The sequence below is a fragment of the Paenibacillus sp. 01T443 genome (genome assembly GCF_056398325.1).
In genome coordinates this window covers 30,449-46,532 of the sequence record NZ_JBFTPE010000033.1, presented here as the reverse complement: position 1 = coordinate 46,532, position 16,084 = coordinate 30,449, and the positions used below count along the sequence as shown (strand labels likewise).

Annotated in this window: 11 protein-coding genes, 1 tRNA gene and 1 rRNA gene; 11 read left to right on the top strand and 2 right to left on the bottom strand. The window is 46.2% G+C overall.

Annotation, left to right across the window (positions count from 1 at the left end; all coding sequences use genetic code 11):
- Together AC1DLI_RS31740 and AC1DLI_RS31735 are read left to right on the top strand one after the other, a co-directional pair.
- Nucleotides 1-110, top strand: a 23S ribosomal RNA gene (locus tag AC1DLI_RS31740); the annotation flags it as partial.
- 146 nt (nt 111-256) lie between these two features.
- Nucleotides 257-332, top strand: a tRNA-Val gene (locus AC1DLI_RS31735).
- A gap of 282 nt (nt 333-614) precedes the next feature.
- Here AC1DLI_RS31735 and AC1DLI_RS31730 read toward each other — a convergent pair.
- Complete coding sequence (locus tag AC1DLI_RS31730) at nt 615-1,349, bottom strand: cache domain-containing protein (protein ID WP_477609302.1); 735 nt, start codon at nt 1,347-1,349, stop codon at nt 615-617.
- Nucleotides 1,350-1,516: 167 nt separating this feature from the next.
- On the opposite strand from AC1DLI_RS31730, the gene AC1DLI_RS31725 reads away from it, so the two are divergent.
- The 6 genes from AC1DLI_RS31725 to AC1DLI_RS31700 all read left to right on the top strand — a co-directional run bounded on the left by AC1DLI_RS31725 (nt 1,517) and on the right by AC1DLI_RS31700 (nt 8,883).
- Nucleotides 1,517-2,896, top strand: coding sequence for a family 43 glycosylhydrolase (locus AC1DLI_RS31725; RefSeq protein ID WP_477609300.1), 1,380 nt, complete (start codon nt 1,517-1,519; stop codon nt 2,894-2,896).
- A 28-nt stretch (nt 2,897-2,924) separates the two neighbouring features.
- Nucleotides 2,925-3,914 (top strand): glycoside hydrolase family 43 protein, encoded by a 990-nt coding sequence (locus tag AC1DLI_RS31720; protein WP_477609298.1) that lies wholly within the window; start codon nt 2,925-2,927, stop codon nt 3,912-3,914.
- Between the two features lie 282 nt (nt 3,915-4,196).
- Nucleotides 4,197-5,564: an ABC transporter substrate-binding protein gene (locus AC1DLI_RS31715; RefSeq protein WP_477609296.1), complete on the top strand. Its 1,368-nt coding sequence runs from the start codon at nt 4,197-4,199 to the stop codon at nt 5,562-5,564.
- A 92-nt stretch (nt 5,565-5,656) separates the two neighbouring features.
- Nucleotides 5,657-6,547: a carbohydrate ABC transporter permease gene (locus AC1DLI_RS31710; protein ID WP_309000035.1), complete on the top strand. Its 891-nt coding sequence runs from the start codon at nt 5,657-5,659 to the stop codon at nt 6,545-6,547.
- A gap of 30 nt (nt 6,548-6,577) precedes the next feature.
- Complete coding sequence (locus AC1DLI_RS31705) at nt 6,578-7,420, top strand: carbohydrate ABC transporter permease (protein WP_309000034.1); 843 nt, start codon at nt 6,578-6,580, stop codon at nt 7,418-7,420.
- Between the two features lie 20 nt (nt 7,421-7,440).
- Nucleotides 7,441-8,883, top strand: a complete 1,443-nt coding sequence (locus AC1DLI_RS31700) for a family 43 glycosylhydrolase (RefSeq protein WP_477609293.1) — start codon at nt 7,441-7,443, stop codon at nt 8,881-8,883.
- A 53-nt stretch (nt 8,884-8,936) separates the two neighbouring features.
- Here AC1DLI_RS31700 and AC1DLI_RS31695 read toward each other — a convergent pair whose 3' ends face one another.
- Nucleotides 8,937-11,243 (bottom strand): hypothetical protein, encoded by a 2,307-nt coding sequence (locus AC1DLI_RS31695; RefSeq protein ID WP_477609291.1) that lies wholly within the window; start codon nt 11,241-11,243, stop codon nt 8,937-8,939.
- Between the two features lie 184 nt (nt 11,244-11,427).
- Between AC1DLI_RS31695 and AC1DLI_RS31690 the strand changes: the two genes are divergently transcribed.
- From AC1DLI_RS31690 to AC1DLI_RS31680, 3 genes are all read left to right on the top strand, one after another.
- On the top strand, nt 11,428-12,927 hold the full coding sequence (locus tag AC1DLI_RS31690; RefSeq protein ID WP_477609289.1) for a DHA2 family efflux MFS transporter permease subunit: 1,500 nt from the start codon (nt 11,428-11,430) through the stop codon (nt 12,925-12,927).
- A gap of 315 nt (nt 12,928-13,242) precedes the next feature.
- Nucleotides 13,243-15,012, top strand: coding sequence for a class I adenylate-forming enzyme family protein (locus AC1DLI_RS31685; RefSeq protein WP_477609287.1), 1,770 nt, complete (start codon nt 13,243-13,245; stop codon nt 15,010-15,012).
- Nucleotides 15,005-16,084, top strand: coding sequence for an acyltransferase family protein (locus AC1DLI_RS31680; RefSeq protein WP_477609285.1), 1,080 nt, complete (start codon nt 15,005-15,007; stop codon nt 16,082-16,084). The genes AC1DLI_RS31685 and AC1DLI_RS31680 overlap by 8 nt, the downstream gene beginning before the upstream one ends.

Genomic DNA, 16,084 nt, shown 5'->3' with positions numbered 1-16,084 from the left:
GATTTCCCAGTATGTAAGACCCCTTGAAGACGACGAGGTTGATAGGTTCGGGGTGGAAGCACAGCAATGTGTGTAGCTGACGAATACTAATCGGTCGAGGGCTTATCCTAAACACGTTTGCATGGACCCATACATCCAGCAGACAGCAGCTAAAAAGGTTTCAGCAAACCTAACTTTCGTATCCAGTTTTCAGGGCGCAAATGCTTCACAAGTGCCAAGAAACAACCCCACAGCCCGTGGGTTTTATTGTTTTCGCGGAGGCTTAGCTCAGCTGGGAGAGCATCTGCCTTACAAGCAGAGGGTCGGCGGTTCGATCCCGTCAGCCTCCACCATACTTTCAACCGAAGCCATTGTTCATTATGAACAATGTTTTTTTATTTTCAGCGACAATTATTTATACTTAGGTTATGAATTCCGAGCCTTAATTTTATAATCGCATACAAAAGGGCTGTTCCGTTCATCCAGTGTAATGGATAATAGGACAGCCCTGTTTGCTCAGTGAACTCACTCGTGTACAGCGTTCCGCTGATCCTCTCCTCAAGCCTGTCAACGTGTTCGTCGTAAATGTCATCATTTTGTCTTTACCGCCGAGCAAGTAATTGAATTTTCCACTGTCAGCCTCGAACATTTTGATCGACCCAACCGCCTTCAGCAAGCTCTCCTTCCGTAAGCGATGGATGATAAACAGCCTTATGGTCATTGTCCAAAATAATGGCGTCCCCAGCTTCATTGATTTGAACGGCATCAGCCAGTCCGGTCAACTCTTCAATGTTCACCTCTGATCGAATAACTCCGCTTCCATCTGATACCGCTTTCGAAATACCGATGACGAATTCACCGGTTACAGCAGATACATAAGGTGCCGACACGATCGTACCTGAGTTTTCCATGGCAGAGAGATACCATTCCTGTGTGAGGTGGTTTCCTTCCTGTGCCCAAGGCGTTCCTTTCACATTACGGTAATAGCCCGATTTTCCGCCGAATTCCAAGTTGGAAATCATCGGGTGCGTACGGTAAAACGGATCTAATATTTTGCTTTGCAGCGTTTGCGATGTGCCCGTGCATACGGTTTCATTAATGAGCGAAGCTAAGTAGTCGGTATTGGCAGATTCAGCGGTGGTGTATTGCGTAATGACCGAGCTCAGGAGCTGCACGTTTTGTTCCGCCCCGTTGATCACCTGCTTGGACACCTCTTTTTTGGATGTCTGGTAGGAGAGCGTACTAATAAGGAAGGCCGGTCCCAATAGAATAATCGCAAAGGTGATTACTAGCTTACTTCGGGGCGAGAGCTGCCCCTTGAATCGCTTCTTGTTAGCATTGTTGCTGCGCTGATTGACTTTGTTTGACATAGATCCCCCTTAGTTCTTTACGATGTTAATATAATCATTAATAAATTTATCAATTGACAGCAGTAGCGGTCAGTTGATAAAATTCACTTTAACATGAATTAATGAATAAATATATAAACGATTCAATGTTTTAAGAAAAGCTTTTAACAACTCGTGGAGGAAATGATATGAAGCATCCGAGAAAACCGCCTGAGCAGCGACTGTTTGATCCGAGAACCTTTGAGGATGAGACGACTTGGAAAACGTTGAATACGCATGATCCTGGCATATTCAAAGACGAGGACTGTTACTACTCGTTTTCTACAGACGCGATGTATCGGGAAGAGGAAAGGCCGCCTTTTCGCGGAGGCGTACAAGTTAGACGATCTAAGGATTTGATTGATTGGGAATGGGTGGGCCATGCGTTTGACGGCGTGCCGGAGCAAGCAAAGGAATGGACCGGGGCCGATGGGCTTTGGGCACCTGATGTTATTAAGATTAACGATACCTACTTGCTTTATTATTGCGCTTCTCGGTTTGGAACACGACAATCCTTTATCGGCGTCGCTTCGGCGTTAAGTCCAGAAGGCCCGTGGACAGACTTAGGAGAGGTCATAAAGACAGCAGAAGGTGATGATCTCGAGGTTAACGCGATTGATCCTAATGTGCTATTTGATAAAGATGGACGTTTGTGGATGGCCTATGGCTCTTTTTTCGGGGGCATTTACATCCTAGAGCTTGATCAGCAGACAGGAAAGCCGCTCGTCGGCGGAACGGGAACGTTATTAGCCCGCCGCGATCGAAACGTAAGGGACGGCGCAATAGAGGGCCCTTATATCGTTTATCATCCGCAATTTGATTATTACTATCTATTTGTCTCATATGATTCGCTCTTTACTAACTACAATGTGCGAGTGGCACGATCTCGTACGATAACCGGCCCTTATACCGATTATTTGGGTATGTCGATGACGGATACGCAGCATGCTGAACCGTCTCGAATCGGCATGAAATTGATGGGAGGCTATCGCTTCAGTTCCGGCGCAGGCTGGCTGGCTCCAGGCCATAACTCTGTTCTTCAGGACGATGGCGTTTACTATATGGTGCATCATGCCCGTGAGGAGATGAAAAAAAGCTGCTTCCATCTGCATGTACGCGAAATAAGTTGGACGGAGGATGGCTGGCCGCTTGTATCTCCAGAGAGATATGCGGGAGAGCCGCTCCGTATCGTTTCCCCATCGGAGATCCCTGGGGATTGGGAGTGGATCGTACATGATCCGGATGCAGATTCAATAGTGGATGCCATCCCGCTTTCGCTTTTCCTAGACGGAAGCATAAGCGGACCAAGTGAAGGGCAATCATGGCGCATCGCCGATCAAGAAATGATGGAGCTTCGGCTTTCCGATCATCGGTTTGGCGGCGGGGAATCAGGAAAACTTTCTTCCTGCAGAGGATCAATCCGACCTGCATGGGATTGGGAGAATGATAGAGCAGCACTCGTATTCACCGGATTAACGGAAAATGGAATTGCATTATGGGGCAAGCAAATCAGAAATTTAGAAGCATAATAAGTCAATCATAAAGGGGTTTTATCACATGATAAGCAAACAAGTAGCGACAACGCAGCAATTCTCGAATCCGGTTATTCCGCAGCGGGCAGACCCTTGGGTCTACAAGCACACAGACGGCTATTATTATTTTACAGCCTCCGTGCCTGAGTATGACCGCCTTGAAGTAAGAAGAGCAAAGACAATTGGAGAGCTCGGCTCGGCGGAGCCGGTCGTTGTCTGGAGAAAATACGATACGGGTCCAATGAGCGCAAACATTTGGGCGCCGGAGATTCATATTGTCGGAGGCAAATGGTATATCTATTTTGCAGCGGCAAGAACGACCGAAACGGTAGATGGATTATTTGATCATCGGATGTTCGTCCTTGAGAATGAATCTGCTAACCCGCTTGAGGGTAATTGGATGGAAAAAGGGCAAATTATAGCAAACTGGGAGTCGTTCTCGCTTGATGCTACGTCATTCGAGCATAAAGGTGTTCAGTATCTGGTATGGGCGCAGCAGGACCCTGCTATAACTGGCAATTCGAATTTATATATCGCGCAAATGAGCAACCCATGGACCATAAGCGGTAAGCAGGTTATGATTGCAACCCCTGAATATGATTGGGAGAAGATAGGTTTCCTCGTTAACGAGGGTGCTGCCGTGTTGAAACGAAACGGGAAAATTTTCATTAGCTTCTCGGCGAGCGCTACGGACCATAATTACTGCATGGGCCTGCTTACAGCTGATGAAACAAGCGATTTGCTGGATCCGGCATCTTGGACCAAAACAGCGGAGCCCGTATTCCAAACCAATGAAACAACGGGACAGTATGGACCTGGCCATAACAGCTTTACGGTAAGCCCGGACGGAGAACAAGATATTATTGTGTATCATGCCCGTAATTACAAAGAAATTGAGGGAGATCCTCTTTATGATCCGAATCGTCATACTCGTGCGCAGGTATTTGGCTGGCATGCTGACGGTACGCCGGATTTCGGTATCCCTGTTGCAGACGCAGCGGAGGCTGTTGAATAGAAAGTTAATAGTTCGTGGTTATGTTAATGACATCTGGTTTATTCAGTGAATAATCAATTATTTGATGTAAAGAGAGCAGAAAAGCTGTTTTACGCTGTAAAACCAGATGTGGATAACGTTTTCAAATATCCATTCGACATGTATTGACAATGAAAGCGCTTTGCACTATTATGAGTTTAACAAAAGTATTAATTATTTAACAAATATGCTTACTTGATATATTTGCTGCTAATTAATGACTCTTGTGAACGCAGTACGTAGTACATTTAGGAGGGGTTCAAGTTGGCAAAGAAAAAGAGTTTATTCTCAGTGTTCGCAGTCATGATGTCATTAGTCGTAGTATTATCCGCATGCGGTGGCAAAGACAACGCAGGCAATTCTGGTAACACAGGCAGCACAGGCGAAAAAACAGAATCCAAACAAATTTCATTCATGTTTAGAGGCGGACCTGAAGAGCAAAAGGCTTATGAGGCAACCGTTAAGAAATTCGAAGCCGACAACCCTGGCGTTAAAGTTAAAATCATTACAACAACAGGCGATCAATACGCAACAAAATTGAAAGCTGCTATTACAGGAAAAAGCGTTCCAGACGTATTTTATTTTGACCCGGGCGATCTGAGAGCGTATGCAAACGGCGGCGTACTTAAAGATATCACAGAATACGTGTCTGATGTAAAATTCGATAACATCTGGAAATACGGTGTTGATAGCTACCGTTACGACGGTGAAACCGTAGGCCAAGGCAGCATTTACGGCTTGCCGAAAGACGTAGGTCCTTTCGCACTTGGTTACAACAAAGCAATGTTTGAGGCTGCTGGCATTCCGTTGCCGGATAAAGACAAGCCTTACACATGGGATGAATTCATCAAAGTTAACCAACAGCTGACGAAAGACAATAATGGTGACGGTAAAATCGACCAATACGGTACAGGCTTTAACGTAAACTGGGCATTGCAAGCTTTCGTATGGAGCAACGGTGCTGACTGGCTTGATGAAACAAACACAAAAGTAACCATCGACGATCCTAAGTTTGCTGAAGCATTGCAATACTTCGCTGACATGCAAAATGTTTACAAAATTACTCCTTCTATTGAAGATGCGGCAACACTTGATACTTACCAACGCTGGATGAAAGGCGAGCTTGCATTCTTCCCTGTAGGCCCTTGGGATCTAGCGACTTACGAAACATTGCCTTTCGATTATGATCTGATTCCTTACCCTGCTGGTTCTACAGGCAAATCGGCTACTTTCGTTGGATCGCTCGGAATCGGCGTATCTAACACTTCGAAGAGCCCTGAGCTTGCAGCTAAGCTGGTGACTTACTTGACAGCGTCGCCAGAAGGTCAACAACAACTGGTTGATGCAAAGGTTCAAATTCCTAACCTGATCGACATGGCTGAAACTTGGGCTGCTAATTCGGAAACGAAACCAGCGAACAAGAAAGAATTCCTTGATATCGTTCAAGATTACGGTAAACCAATGCCTAACACATTGACTTACAATGCAGAATGGTACCAATTGTTCTTCACAGACGTTCAGCCGGTGCTTGACGGTAAAGTTACGGCAGCGGATTACGTGAAATCGCAACAGCCAAAAATGCAAAGCTTGCTTGATAAAGCGATCGAACAAGAAGCCAAATCAAAGAAATAATAAAAGCTAATCATTTTTAACCCGCAAGAAGTGATGTTAGTTCTCTCGTAGAGCTAGCATCACTCTTATGCCGGGTGAATCAGGGGTGGAAGATGAAAACCAAGTCGAATCTCTATCGCAAAGAAAGCTATTACGGGTATTTATTTGTACTTGCTCCCGTACTTGGATTTCTCTTGTTTACGTTGTATCCGCTTTTATACTCATTTTATGGTTCCTTCACTGATTGGGACGGCCTTGGCCGCATGGATTTTATCGGTTTTGCTAACTTCAAAGAAATATTTATGGATGAACAATTTCATAAAGCCAGCTTCAATACGCTATTCATGATGATCGGTATACCAATTGAGATTGTATTAGCTCTGCTGCTTGCTCTAGGCTTGAACCGGAAAATGTTAGGTACAACAACGTTTCGCGTCGTTTACTACATCCCGGTTATATCCTCGCTAGCGGCGATTTCGATTTTGTGGCAATGGGCTTATAACGGCGACTATGGTTTAGTGAACCAGTTTCTTGCTCTATTTGGTATTGAGGGCCCTAACTGGTTAACTGATAAATATACGGTGAAACCGGCACTCATTATAATGATGGTATGGAAAAACCTTGGTTACTCGATGCTTCTTTATTTGGCAGCGCTGCAAAGCGTTCCGAAAGACTATTATGAAGCCGCGCAGCTTGACGGTGCAAATGCCTTTCAAATCTTCAAGCACATCACGTTCCCAATGGTTAAACCAGTTACATTCTTCATTGTCGTAACAAAGGTGATCGGCGGTGCGCAAATTTTCACGGAAATCAACATTATGACATCAACAGGCGGTCCGGAGTACAGCTCTGCCTCTGTCGTATTCTATGTTTGGCAAAAAGCGTTCGGTAACCTGCAAATGGGTTATGCCTCCGCAATGGCGATGCTGCTTGGTATATTCATCTTCGTTATCACGCTCGTTCAATTTAAGATGAATGAAAAGTCGTCGAAGGACCTGGAATAACGACAACAGAGGGAAGGAGTGAGCCTGACTATGCTATCGGCCAAAAAATTCAAACTATCAGATGTATTGATCTTTATCCTAATCAGTATCGGCGCTGTATTCATGATTGCTCCGCTTGCTTGGACGGTTTCCACATCGTTTAAAACGAAGGCGGAAGTATTCGCTTTGCCGCCCGTTTGGATACCTGAGAAATTTGACTTCATTAAATACGTGGAAATTTGGGAAAAAGGACCTTTGCTCAGCGGTATTCAGAACAGCTTGCTGATTACGTTATGCGTGACGATTATCGGCACGTTTACCTCAAGCCTAGCTGCTTACTCGTTTGCTAAGCTTCGTTTCAATCACAAAAACAAAATTTTCATGCTTTTGCTATCCTCCTTAATGATTCCATACCCGGCCATCATGATTCCTCAGTTTATCATGTTCTCTGAGTTTGGCTGGGTAGACACGTTAAAGCCGCTGATCGTACCGGGCTTGTTCGGAAATATTATGATGATCTTCTTCCTGCGCCAATATTTAACCAGCGTGCCTGGGGCTATTATTGAAGCGGCGAAAATCGACGGTGCCTCTTACTTCGGCATTTTCACAAAGATCGTCTTTCCGTTAATTCGTCCAGCGGTCGCCGCTCAGGTCATCCTTTGGTTCATGGGAATCTGGAACGATTATTTGGCACCGATTATTTATTTGAACTCGCCGGAGAAGCAAACGCTCCAACTCGTTATCGCAAACTTTAATGCGACCTATGCGATTCAAACTGATTATCCGTTAATTATGGCTGCATCCTTCGTGGCATTGCTGCCAATGCTTATCATCTTCCTAGTATTCCAAAAGCAAATTATCGAGTCTGTCGCTATTTCAGGCGTGAAGGGCTAGCAGAGAGGGCTAATGCGCATATGAGACCGACTAGATCCGGCTTACAAAAATTCGCAGCGATAAGTCTAGTGACAGCCGTTCTCCTCGCCGGCTGCTCGAAGCAGGAAACGGCGGTGAAAGAACCTTCTGCGCCGCCGGCTTATCCGATGTATGATACGGCCAATATCCATAACGAGAAAAACTGGAATATTAGCAACGTGCATGACCCTTCCATTTTGAAGGACGGGGACACTTATTATATCTATTCCACGGACGTAAAGGTCGGAGGAAGCAGCACGCCGGGTATTATGGTGCGCAAATCGAAGGATTTGATCAGCTGGGAATGGGTAGGCTATGCGTTTGACGGCATTCCAGCAGAAGCGAAGGAATGGACTGGCGCAACGAATCTATGGGCTCCCGAGATTGAGAAGCTCGGCGATACCTATTATTTGTATTATTCGGCATCTACGTTCGGCTCAAATACCTCCTATATCGGCGTAGCGACAAGCCCATCTCCTGAAGGTCCTTGGACCGATCAGGGCGAGGTTGTCAAAACCTCCGGAGCAGACGAGCCAAATGCCATCGATCMTAATATTGTGACGGATGCGGATGGCAAGCCTTGGTTCGTGTTCGGTTCATTCTTCGGCGGGATTTATGTATCGCTGCTGGATGAGAAGACAGGCAAGCTGGCGGAATCCGGCTACGGCACGAAAATTGCCAAGCGCAGTCAGGCCATGGAACAAGGCGCGGTTGAAGGCCCTTACGTGGTCTATAATCCGGAGCAAAAGAAATACTACTTATTCGTTTCCTATGACTCCTTATCCTCGGATTACAATGTACGCGTTGGGCGGTCAGATTCCATTACCGGTCCTTACTTGGATGCAAACGGCCGCGATATGCTTGATGACAAGTACGAGGCCCAGTTTGAGATTGGGAACAAGCTGATCGGCGGGTACCGTTTTTCAGAGGGAGAGGGCTGGATGTCTCCAGGTCATAATTCCGTCCTGCAGGATGGGAACGACTACTATTTGGTTCATCATGCAAGACCGGAGCAGGATTCCAACTGGATGTATCTCCATGTAAGGAAAATGCTATGGACACAAGATGGCTGGCCTGTCGTTTCTCCTGAAAGATATGATGGCGAAACCGTGCAGAAGATTCCGAAGGGAAGCATCGCGGGCGAATGGGAACAAATCGTTCACGAGAAGCTGATCGACGGCCAAGTTGACTCGGAGCCGTTAACGCTGCTGAAGAACGGAAAGATCGGAAGCGGCGAGGAAAAAGATTATTGGGAGTTTGACGGCGACCATACGATAACCTTGTTTTGGCATGATGCCGATGGATCCGTTATCGCAAAGGAAACGGCACTTCTGCTGCCTGCATGGGACTGGGAGCTCAATAAGCCTACGCTTGTCTTCACGGGTTTGAACGAGCAGGGCACTGCGGTGTGGGGAAAACAAATCTCGCGCGGCGCGAAGAAGTAATAACATAGGAACAAGCCTCGGTACTCTCTTACCGAGGCTTGTTCGTTTTATGATTAAGGGCTTAAATAATTAACGAGAAAAGCGACTTGATCCTTTTCATTCGTTTGCAGTTGGTTGTGATTGACCAGCAGCTCTGAAGCAGCGAGCAGCGCGTTGATATCCGCTATTTTAAATTTAATCTTGCTTGCGGCAGCAGCCTCGCTCTTTCCGTCAAAGCCGCCCTTCACCTTATCGAATGAAGCGTTGAAGTCTTGCAATTGCTTAGATGAAGGAGCATCCGCCGCAATGTTTTTCAGAAGGGTCCCCGCGCCCGGGGAGTCGACCCATTCGCCTGCCAAACTCGTAAGCGTAACGTCCTTTTTATTCAATATATATTTTAAATGGTCCAGAGCGGCCGCTTTTTCTAAGCTATCATCCAATTGGTCAACATTTGCAATCATTTTTCGAATATTAGCCTCATTAAATTTAAAGCTGCTTGGTTTCATAGCAGGGGCATTTCCTTTGTAATTCACGCTGGATAGCGTGTTGACCAAGCTTTCGTATTCTTTAAGAAAAGCGGAGATAACAGCTGGCTTGTCCGTCATTTTGTTCGCGAAAAACGTATCGGCATACGCTTTCTTGTTCAAGATGTCAGCAGTCATGCTTATGCCGGAATCAGTACCTTTAGGCGTACAAACCGGTAAATCGGTATGGTCTCTTTCTAATAATAGCTTTGTATAGAACGTTAAGCCCTTTTGTAAAACAGCATATCGTTTATCGATCTCATCACCCAGCTTTTGCACCGTAGAGATACGTTTGTAGTTCGGCAAAGGCCCTTCCTTCGACTTCTCCCATGCAGCCTGTTCTTCAAAATCATCATCATGCTCCGAGAGAGCGGCTGCCCGTTCATCTGCGGCATCTCCAGCCCAAAACTCCATTCGTCCCGCTGCATTATTGTCTTTGTCATCAATATAAATGACATTCAGGCCGAGCAGCGCCATGCCTTCCAAGCTTCCGCTCCGCATACCGATGGATACTGCGCTGTTTTCTTGATGCAGCAGCTGGAACAAATAGCGCTGCGCGTTGCGGTCGCGGAGAGAAGGCGCGTACTCCTCACCGGAGTTTTGCGGCTTCCAGAACTCGCCGAGATAAACGACTTCGTTTCGGGCACCCAGCTCTTCTTTGGATATGACCTCGTCACCGACAAAAACGAGCTGACGGTCGGGAAAGGATGCCTTCAGCTTAGCGGCTAGCTGCATAACCATGAGCTGGTGCGAGTCCAGCTCTTTATGCGCGCCGCCTTTCTGTCCGCTGTTGCGTCCCCATAGAATGAGGCATTTTTTGTTGTTCAATATAGGGTCAAGCTTTACTCTTTTGTATTCCTCGATTTTCAGCTTTAACGCTTGATCCCCCTCGGAGCCTCCTAGTTGAATTTGTTCCCGCAGCACCTTTGTTTTCTCGGGATCATACAAGGCGTCTCCAATCACTCTCGTTGCCTCATAGGTTTCTTTGTTCCATGGTTTTACAACGCCAGGCGTATGCTCGTTATAGACGGTTGAATAACGGTCCGAGGTGCCCTGGTATTCGCGGTTTTCGTCGGTGGAGCTGAATGCGATCCCCCCGGCTTTTTGCGCTGCATCAAAGTATTCAGGGAGCTGCTGACGGTTCTTTAGAAATGAAGGTCCCTGAATCCGTTTGTTTTTCTCTGTCTGGGTAGGAGGGTCCTTTAGAAAGTTTTCGGCTTTTTCCGGGTGTGAGGGAGCTTTTCTCTGGTCTCCCGTGAGCACCTTGACCGTGAGGCTGGGATCGACTAACGGAACCATCGCGAGTCCGGTAGCATCGCCTGTCATATACTCGGCCGTACCGATACTGCGCCAATTGTAATGTTTGTTCAAATGATATTTAATGGCATCCTTGGCAAGCTTATTGAAGCCCCTGCCGTCATTGCTGTAGGTGAACGATTTGCCATCCTTATGCCAATCCTCCAAGAAGCTGTTCAGCTTGGAGAAGCTGAAGCCGAGCAGCAGCTCCTGCTCCAATTGCTCCTTTACATGTGGAGGCTTCTCCTTCATCACCTCATCCATCACTTCGGAAGGAGAGACAAAGTAGAGCATTTTAGATTTGCAGTATTCCAAAATATCATCGCTGCCTGCATTATCCTCTATCGCAATTTTTCTTTGAATGACGCTTTGCGATGACATAAGCTGGGCAACTGCGCGGTTGCCCATATTTTTTTGTAAGTGTAAGAGGTTTGCAGAGGATACGCCTGCCGCCGAATGCTCGCTGGCAGCGGATGTATGCTGCTCCTGAGAGGGCTGCTCTTGCTTCTGCTTGGTCTTATTCGCCGTTTGAGAAGTATTTTCATGAGAATGAAATGCCATGCTATTATTCACTTCCTTAATTTTCATAATCCCACTTTTATTATAGCTTTGAGCGGTGTAGAAGAATAGTTGCGCTTTCATTTGAAGACGTTAGAAAAAGCCTTAGCATACCATTGAAAATAGTTTAGAACTAAAATATAATAGTTAAGCTGTAAAGTAATTTCAAAGGGTGTGGGAGAATCAAATGAATCAAGCAGAAGTTCAAAAGGTGCGTTTCTGGCCTATAATGGTTGCTATTTTTATCGGATCGTTTTTATGCGTATTGGCGTCAGCTACGATTAACTTGGCGCTCGAAATTTTGACAGATCATTTTGATACAACGCTGAGCTCGGTGCAGTGGACATTAACCGGCTTTATGCTTGCGATGGGGACAACAGCACCTGTAGCCGGTTACTTAGGCGAGAGGTTCAGCTACAGACGTCTTTATCTGTTTTCATTGATAGGCTTCACGCTGGCATCGATATTGTGCGCAACAGCATGGAGCGAAGGCTCGCTCATTTTGTTCCGTGTACTGCAAGGCGCATTCAGCGGTTTGATCATTCCGGCAACGATGTCTATTATTTATCAAATCATTCCAAGAGAGCGGCAGGCGATGGCTGTTGCCTTCTGGGGCTTGTCCGCCATGCTGGCACCCGCTTTTGGACCTACCATCAGCGGCTGGATACTGGAAAACATGAATTGGCAGTGGCTGTTCCTTATGAACATCCCAATCGGACTGATTGCAATAGGATTCGTGTATGCCTACATTCCTTATTATCGGATGAATATCCCAAAAAGCTTCGATGGACTCGGATTCTTGACGGTAATTATAAGCAGCTCATCCTTGCTTCTTGCGCTTGGCCAAGGCCATAACTGGGGCTGGGGATCTTGGAAGATCGTTTCCTTGTTCGTCATCGGAGTGATTGCTTTGCTTCTATTCATATGGCGCGAGCTTACAACAGAAACGCCTTTGCTTAACCTGAAAGTGTTTAAGAACAAACGCTTTACCTTGAATGCGGTTATTTCAAATATTATTACGATCAGCTTATATTCAGGCACTTTGCTGACGCCGATATTCCTTCAAAGAATACAGCATGTTTCGGCAATAGATACTGGGATGATTTTGCTGCCAGCTTCACTGGCCATGGCGCTGCTCATGCCCGTTGTAGGAAAGCTTTACGGCATTATCGGACCGCGCTGGCTCATGTCCGGCGGAATCGTCCTGCTCACGATCGGTACGCTGGCATTAAGCTGGTTAAGCGTCGATGTTTCACATTCTTACGTTATATGGTGGATGATCGTTCGTAATATCGGGATCGCGTTTGTCGTTATGCCTTCAAGCAATGCGGCGATGGAACAAATTCCAGCAGAGCTTTCGGGGCATGCTTCCGCCATCACGAACTGGACGAGGAACGTATTCGGCTCTTTCGCCATCGCGATCTTCACCACGATGCTCGCATCGCGATCGGTAACACACGCGACGAACTTAATGAAAGCCGGTGATACCAGTGAGCTTCACATTGGAATCATGTCATTTACGATGAGCGTAAATGATGTATACGTCGTTGCTACCTTGGTTGCAGTCGTTGCGCTTCCGCTCAGCTTATTCATCGGTAAGACGAAGCGGGAAGAAGAATCGAAACCAAAGGCCGGGAAAGAAAAAACGGCTGTTAAACCCGTAACAGCCACCGTTTCGGGCAAATAATACAGCATACGCCGCAAGAGCTTGTTAAAAGCTGTTGCGGCGTATTTTTTTTGAAATATAAGAAAGTATAAATTTCAACCTTATACTATGCTTATATTTTACTGCGAAACGAGCTTTTGCCGCTAAGGATGACATCAGCCGTTTACGCTTGAATAAATGTTCTTTATTAAGAACTAACTAGGTGTTATATTAGACATATTAACTGCTAACGATCGTGATGAATGAATTTTTTTATCTAATTTGTTCTTTTTGAAGAATGATTAACGTTGTTAAAGGCTTGTACCGTTTATTTTACAAATGCGGGGGTTAAGGTAGATGAAGAATAAGAATAAGAGCACCTGGAATAGGAATACGATTCCGTATTTTCTTCAAAAAAGAGCAAGCGAAAGCACGCATGATGTGGCTTACAGCTTTCCGGCTCTCGATCAGCACTATACGTGGCAGAGGGTTTGGGAAGAGTCGCGGCTGTTCGCTAAAGGTCTCCTGCAGCTTGGCATTAAGAAAGGAGATTCCATCGCGGTGCTCATGCCGGGCAGAGCGGAAATGGTTATATCGATATTTGCAGCTGCCTGCGTCGGTGCGATTATTGTGCCGATTAATACTTATTCTAAGAAACAGGAGCTTCAGCATTATTTGAAGGACTCCCGGCCGGTCGCCATGATTATGGGGAGCGAGGTGCAGCATAACCATTTTCCAACGATGATGCAGGAAATCATTTTGGATTGCAGCAAGGAAGGCGCAGACGGCGACTGGATGCCGGAGCATATTTTTGTGCTGGACGAAGAGGGCAGGGGAGCCGAGCTTTTCCAGACCTACTCGGAATTGCGAGTGCTTGGATCCGCTGTGGAGGAACCCGTTTTCGAAGCTGCATGTGAAGCGAATTGTCCCAAAGACCCGCTCATTCTGCTCTATACCTCAGGTACGCTGGGACTTCCGAAGGGCGTTATGCGCTCCACGGCTTCGTTCTTGCTATCGTCTAATTTGGTTGATAAGCCAGGGAAAAGCAGCTCTTTACTTATGATGCTAAGCGATAAAATTACGCGGTATTTTTCGGTTATGAATCTGCTGCCCTTATACCACCTTGGAGGGTTTGCTACGCTGTTTACAAGCTTGAAGGCCTGTAACATTCGAATTGTCATGCTTAGCCATTTCAATCCCCTAAACGCTTTATCAGCTATCGAAAAGGAAAAGTGCAGAGTGCTTATCGGAACGCCTTATATGATTCAGCAGATGATGCTGTCCCCAAAAAGAAATGAATATAATTTGAAATCATTGCTTGGCGTTGCGTTTACTTCTGCGGCGGTGAACAATTCGATTTTGCAAAAAATCATGAAAAGTTTGAACCTTTATTTCTTTATGGTCAGCTACGGCTCTTCGGAAGCGGGCTCTGTCGCCAATGGAACCTGCTTTATTAATCGCAAGAACAGCTTGCTGTTACTATTGCTGTACAAGCTGCTTAGTCATACGAATCTATTAAGCGGATTAATTCATTACAAGGAATTTGAGAAAGGCGCCTACAGCATTGGGGGAAAGGTCGATAAGGTTGTAGAGGTGCGGATATTACATCCCGAGACGGGACAAGCGCTGGCTCCTCATGAGCATGGCGAAATTGCGATTCGAAGCCATCGAGTGATGCGTTATACCAATGAGATCTATGACAAAACGTCAGTCACGGCTGATGGCTGGTACAAATCCGGAGACCTCGGCTTTCTGGACGATCGAAGCCATTTAACGATTACGGGGCGGCTGCACCGAATGATTAGCCGCGGCGGCGAGAAGATTTCTCCAGTGGAAATTGAAAATGTGCTGCTAAGGCATAAGGATGTGGACGAGGCTCTCGTGATTGGGGTTCCGGATGAGCTTTACGGAGAGCAGGTTTGCGCCTGTATTGTCACCAAGCAAGGATCAAGCATAACCTCCGAAAAGCTAAAAAATGATTTAGCGCCGTATTTGTCGGCCTTTAAGCTGCCGCGTCACATTGTATTCCTGCCCATGTTCCCGCTTTCGCCGACAGGCAAAATATCCATTGCGGAAATCAAGTCGATGGTATTGAACGGGACGGGAGAGCTGAGGAAAAATGCGTAAATATTATCCCGGTATTACTATTTTTAAGCTGGCGGGCTCTTTGCTTGTTCTCGTTGCTCACCTTATGCTCATCAAATACATGGCGCTTATGCCGGGACAGTCGGTTATTCAGTTTACTTCCTTGGCGACCAGGGTAGTCGTACCTTGCTTTTATGTCGTATCGGGTTTTCTTGCCTATAAAAGCTGGAGCCATGCGGCTGACCCGAGACTGTATATGCAAAAATATTTCAAACGTATCGCGATCATCTATTGTTTTTTTTGCGTCATTTTTATTGCGCAAAGCATCGTGCCGAAGCTGATCAGCGCGGGTCTGACAGCCGGCAATCTCGTTTTGCAAGCTAAGATATTGTTTATGGCAATTGTCCTGAATGGTCCCTTTATTCAATTTTGGTTCATTCCTCCGCTTGTTTTCGGTTTGCTCGCTGCCTACTGGCTATTCCAAAAGCAATACGTTAGGCTTGCCGTTACTTTGGCGTTGACGGGGTTTGTGGGCATTCAATTCGTATCCGGGAGCCTGAAAAATGTGTTAGGTGTCACGGCACACAGCTTTCCGTCCATAGATCCCGCGTATCTCGACTACTTGAATTTGTTTACGACTCGTTATATCGGCTTTGGCTTAACCTTTGTTACCGCGGGCGTGATGCTTGCGAAGTACGAGGATAAACTTATACAAATAAAGGTGAAGCCGGTTTTAATTTTTACGGTCATTCTTACTTTGGCAGAGACGCTGCTTTTGCTGCTTTTTAGTGAATGGACGACAGAATACAAGCTTACCTTCAGCGTGCTGCCGAATACGCTTTTGATTTTTTACGGCATTCTTCGTATCCGGAGCGAGGCCGTCCATAAATATAACAAAGTCATCGGCTTGTTCAGCATGGTAACGTTTTTCGGACACATCTTATTCATGCTGGCTAATTTGTGGCTGCTTGGTTGGAACATCGAGCGTATGAACGCAGGACAGGATTTCACGATGCTGCTTCTGACCTTGCTTGAATGCGTTACGGCTACGGCATTCTTACGCATGTTTGCCAATACATTGTCCGCTAGGAAAACGAGAAGCGCTGCGTTATAA

Excerpts from the sequence above, each read along its gene's own strand:
- AC1DLI_RS31730 (WP_477609302.1), bottom strand. The coding sequence starts at position 1,349 with ATGTCAAACAAAGTCAATCAGCGCAGCAACAATGCTAACAAGAAGCGA.
- AC1DLI_RS31725 (WP_477609300.1), top strand. The coding sequence starts at position 1,517 with ATGAAGCATCCGAGAAAACCGCCTGAGCAGCGACTGTTTGATCCGAGA.
- AC1DLI_RS31720 (WP_477609298.1), top strand. The coding sequence starts at position 2,925 with ATGATAAGCAAACAAGTAGCGACAACGCAGCAATTCTCGAATCCGGTT.
- AC1DLI_RS31710 (WP_309000035.1), top strand. The coding sequence starts at position 5,657 with ATGAAAACCAAGTCGAATCTCTATCGCAAAGAAAGCTATTACGGGTAT.
- AC1DLI_RS31705 (WP_309000034.1), top strand. The coding sequence starts at position 6,578 with ATGCTATCGGCCAAAAAATTCAAACTATCAGATGTATTGATCTTTATC.
- AC1DLI_RS31695 (WP_477609291.1), bottom strand. The coding sequence starts at position 11,243 with ATGGCATTTCATTCTCATGAAAATACTTCTCAAACGGCGAATAAGACC.
- AC1DLI_RS31690 (WP_477609289.1), top strand. The coding sequence starts at position 11,428 with ATGAATCAAGCAGAAGTTCAAAAGGTGCGTTTCTGGCCTATAATGGTT.
- AC1DLI_RS31685 (WP_477609287.1), top strand. The coding sequence starts at position 13,243 with ATGAAGAATAAGAATAAGAGCACCTGGAATAGGAATACGATTCCGTAT.
- AC1DLI_RS31680 (WP_477609285.1), top strand. The coding sequence starts at position 15,005 with ATGCGTAAATATTATCCCGGTATTACTATTTTTAAGCTGGCGGGCTCT.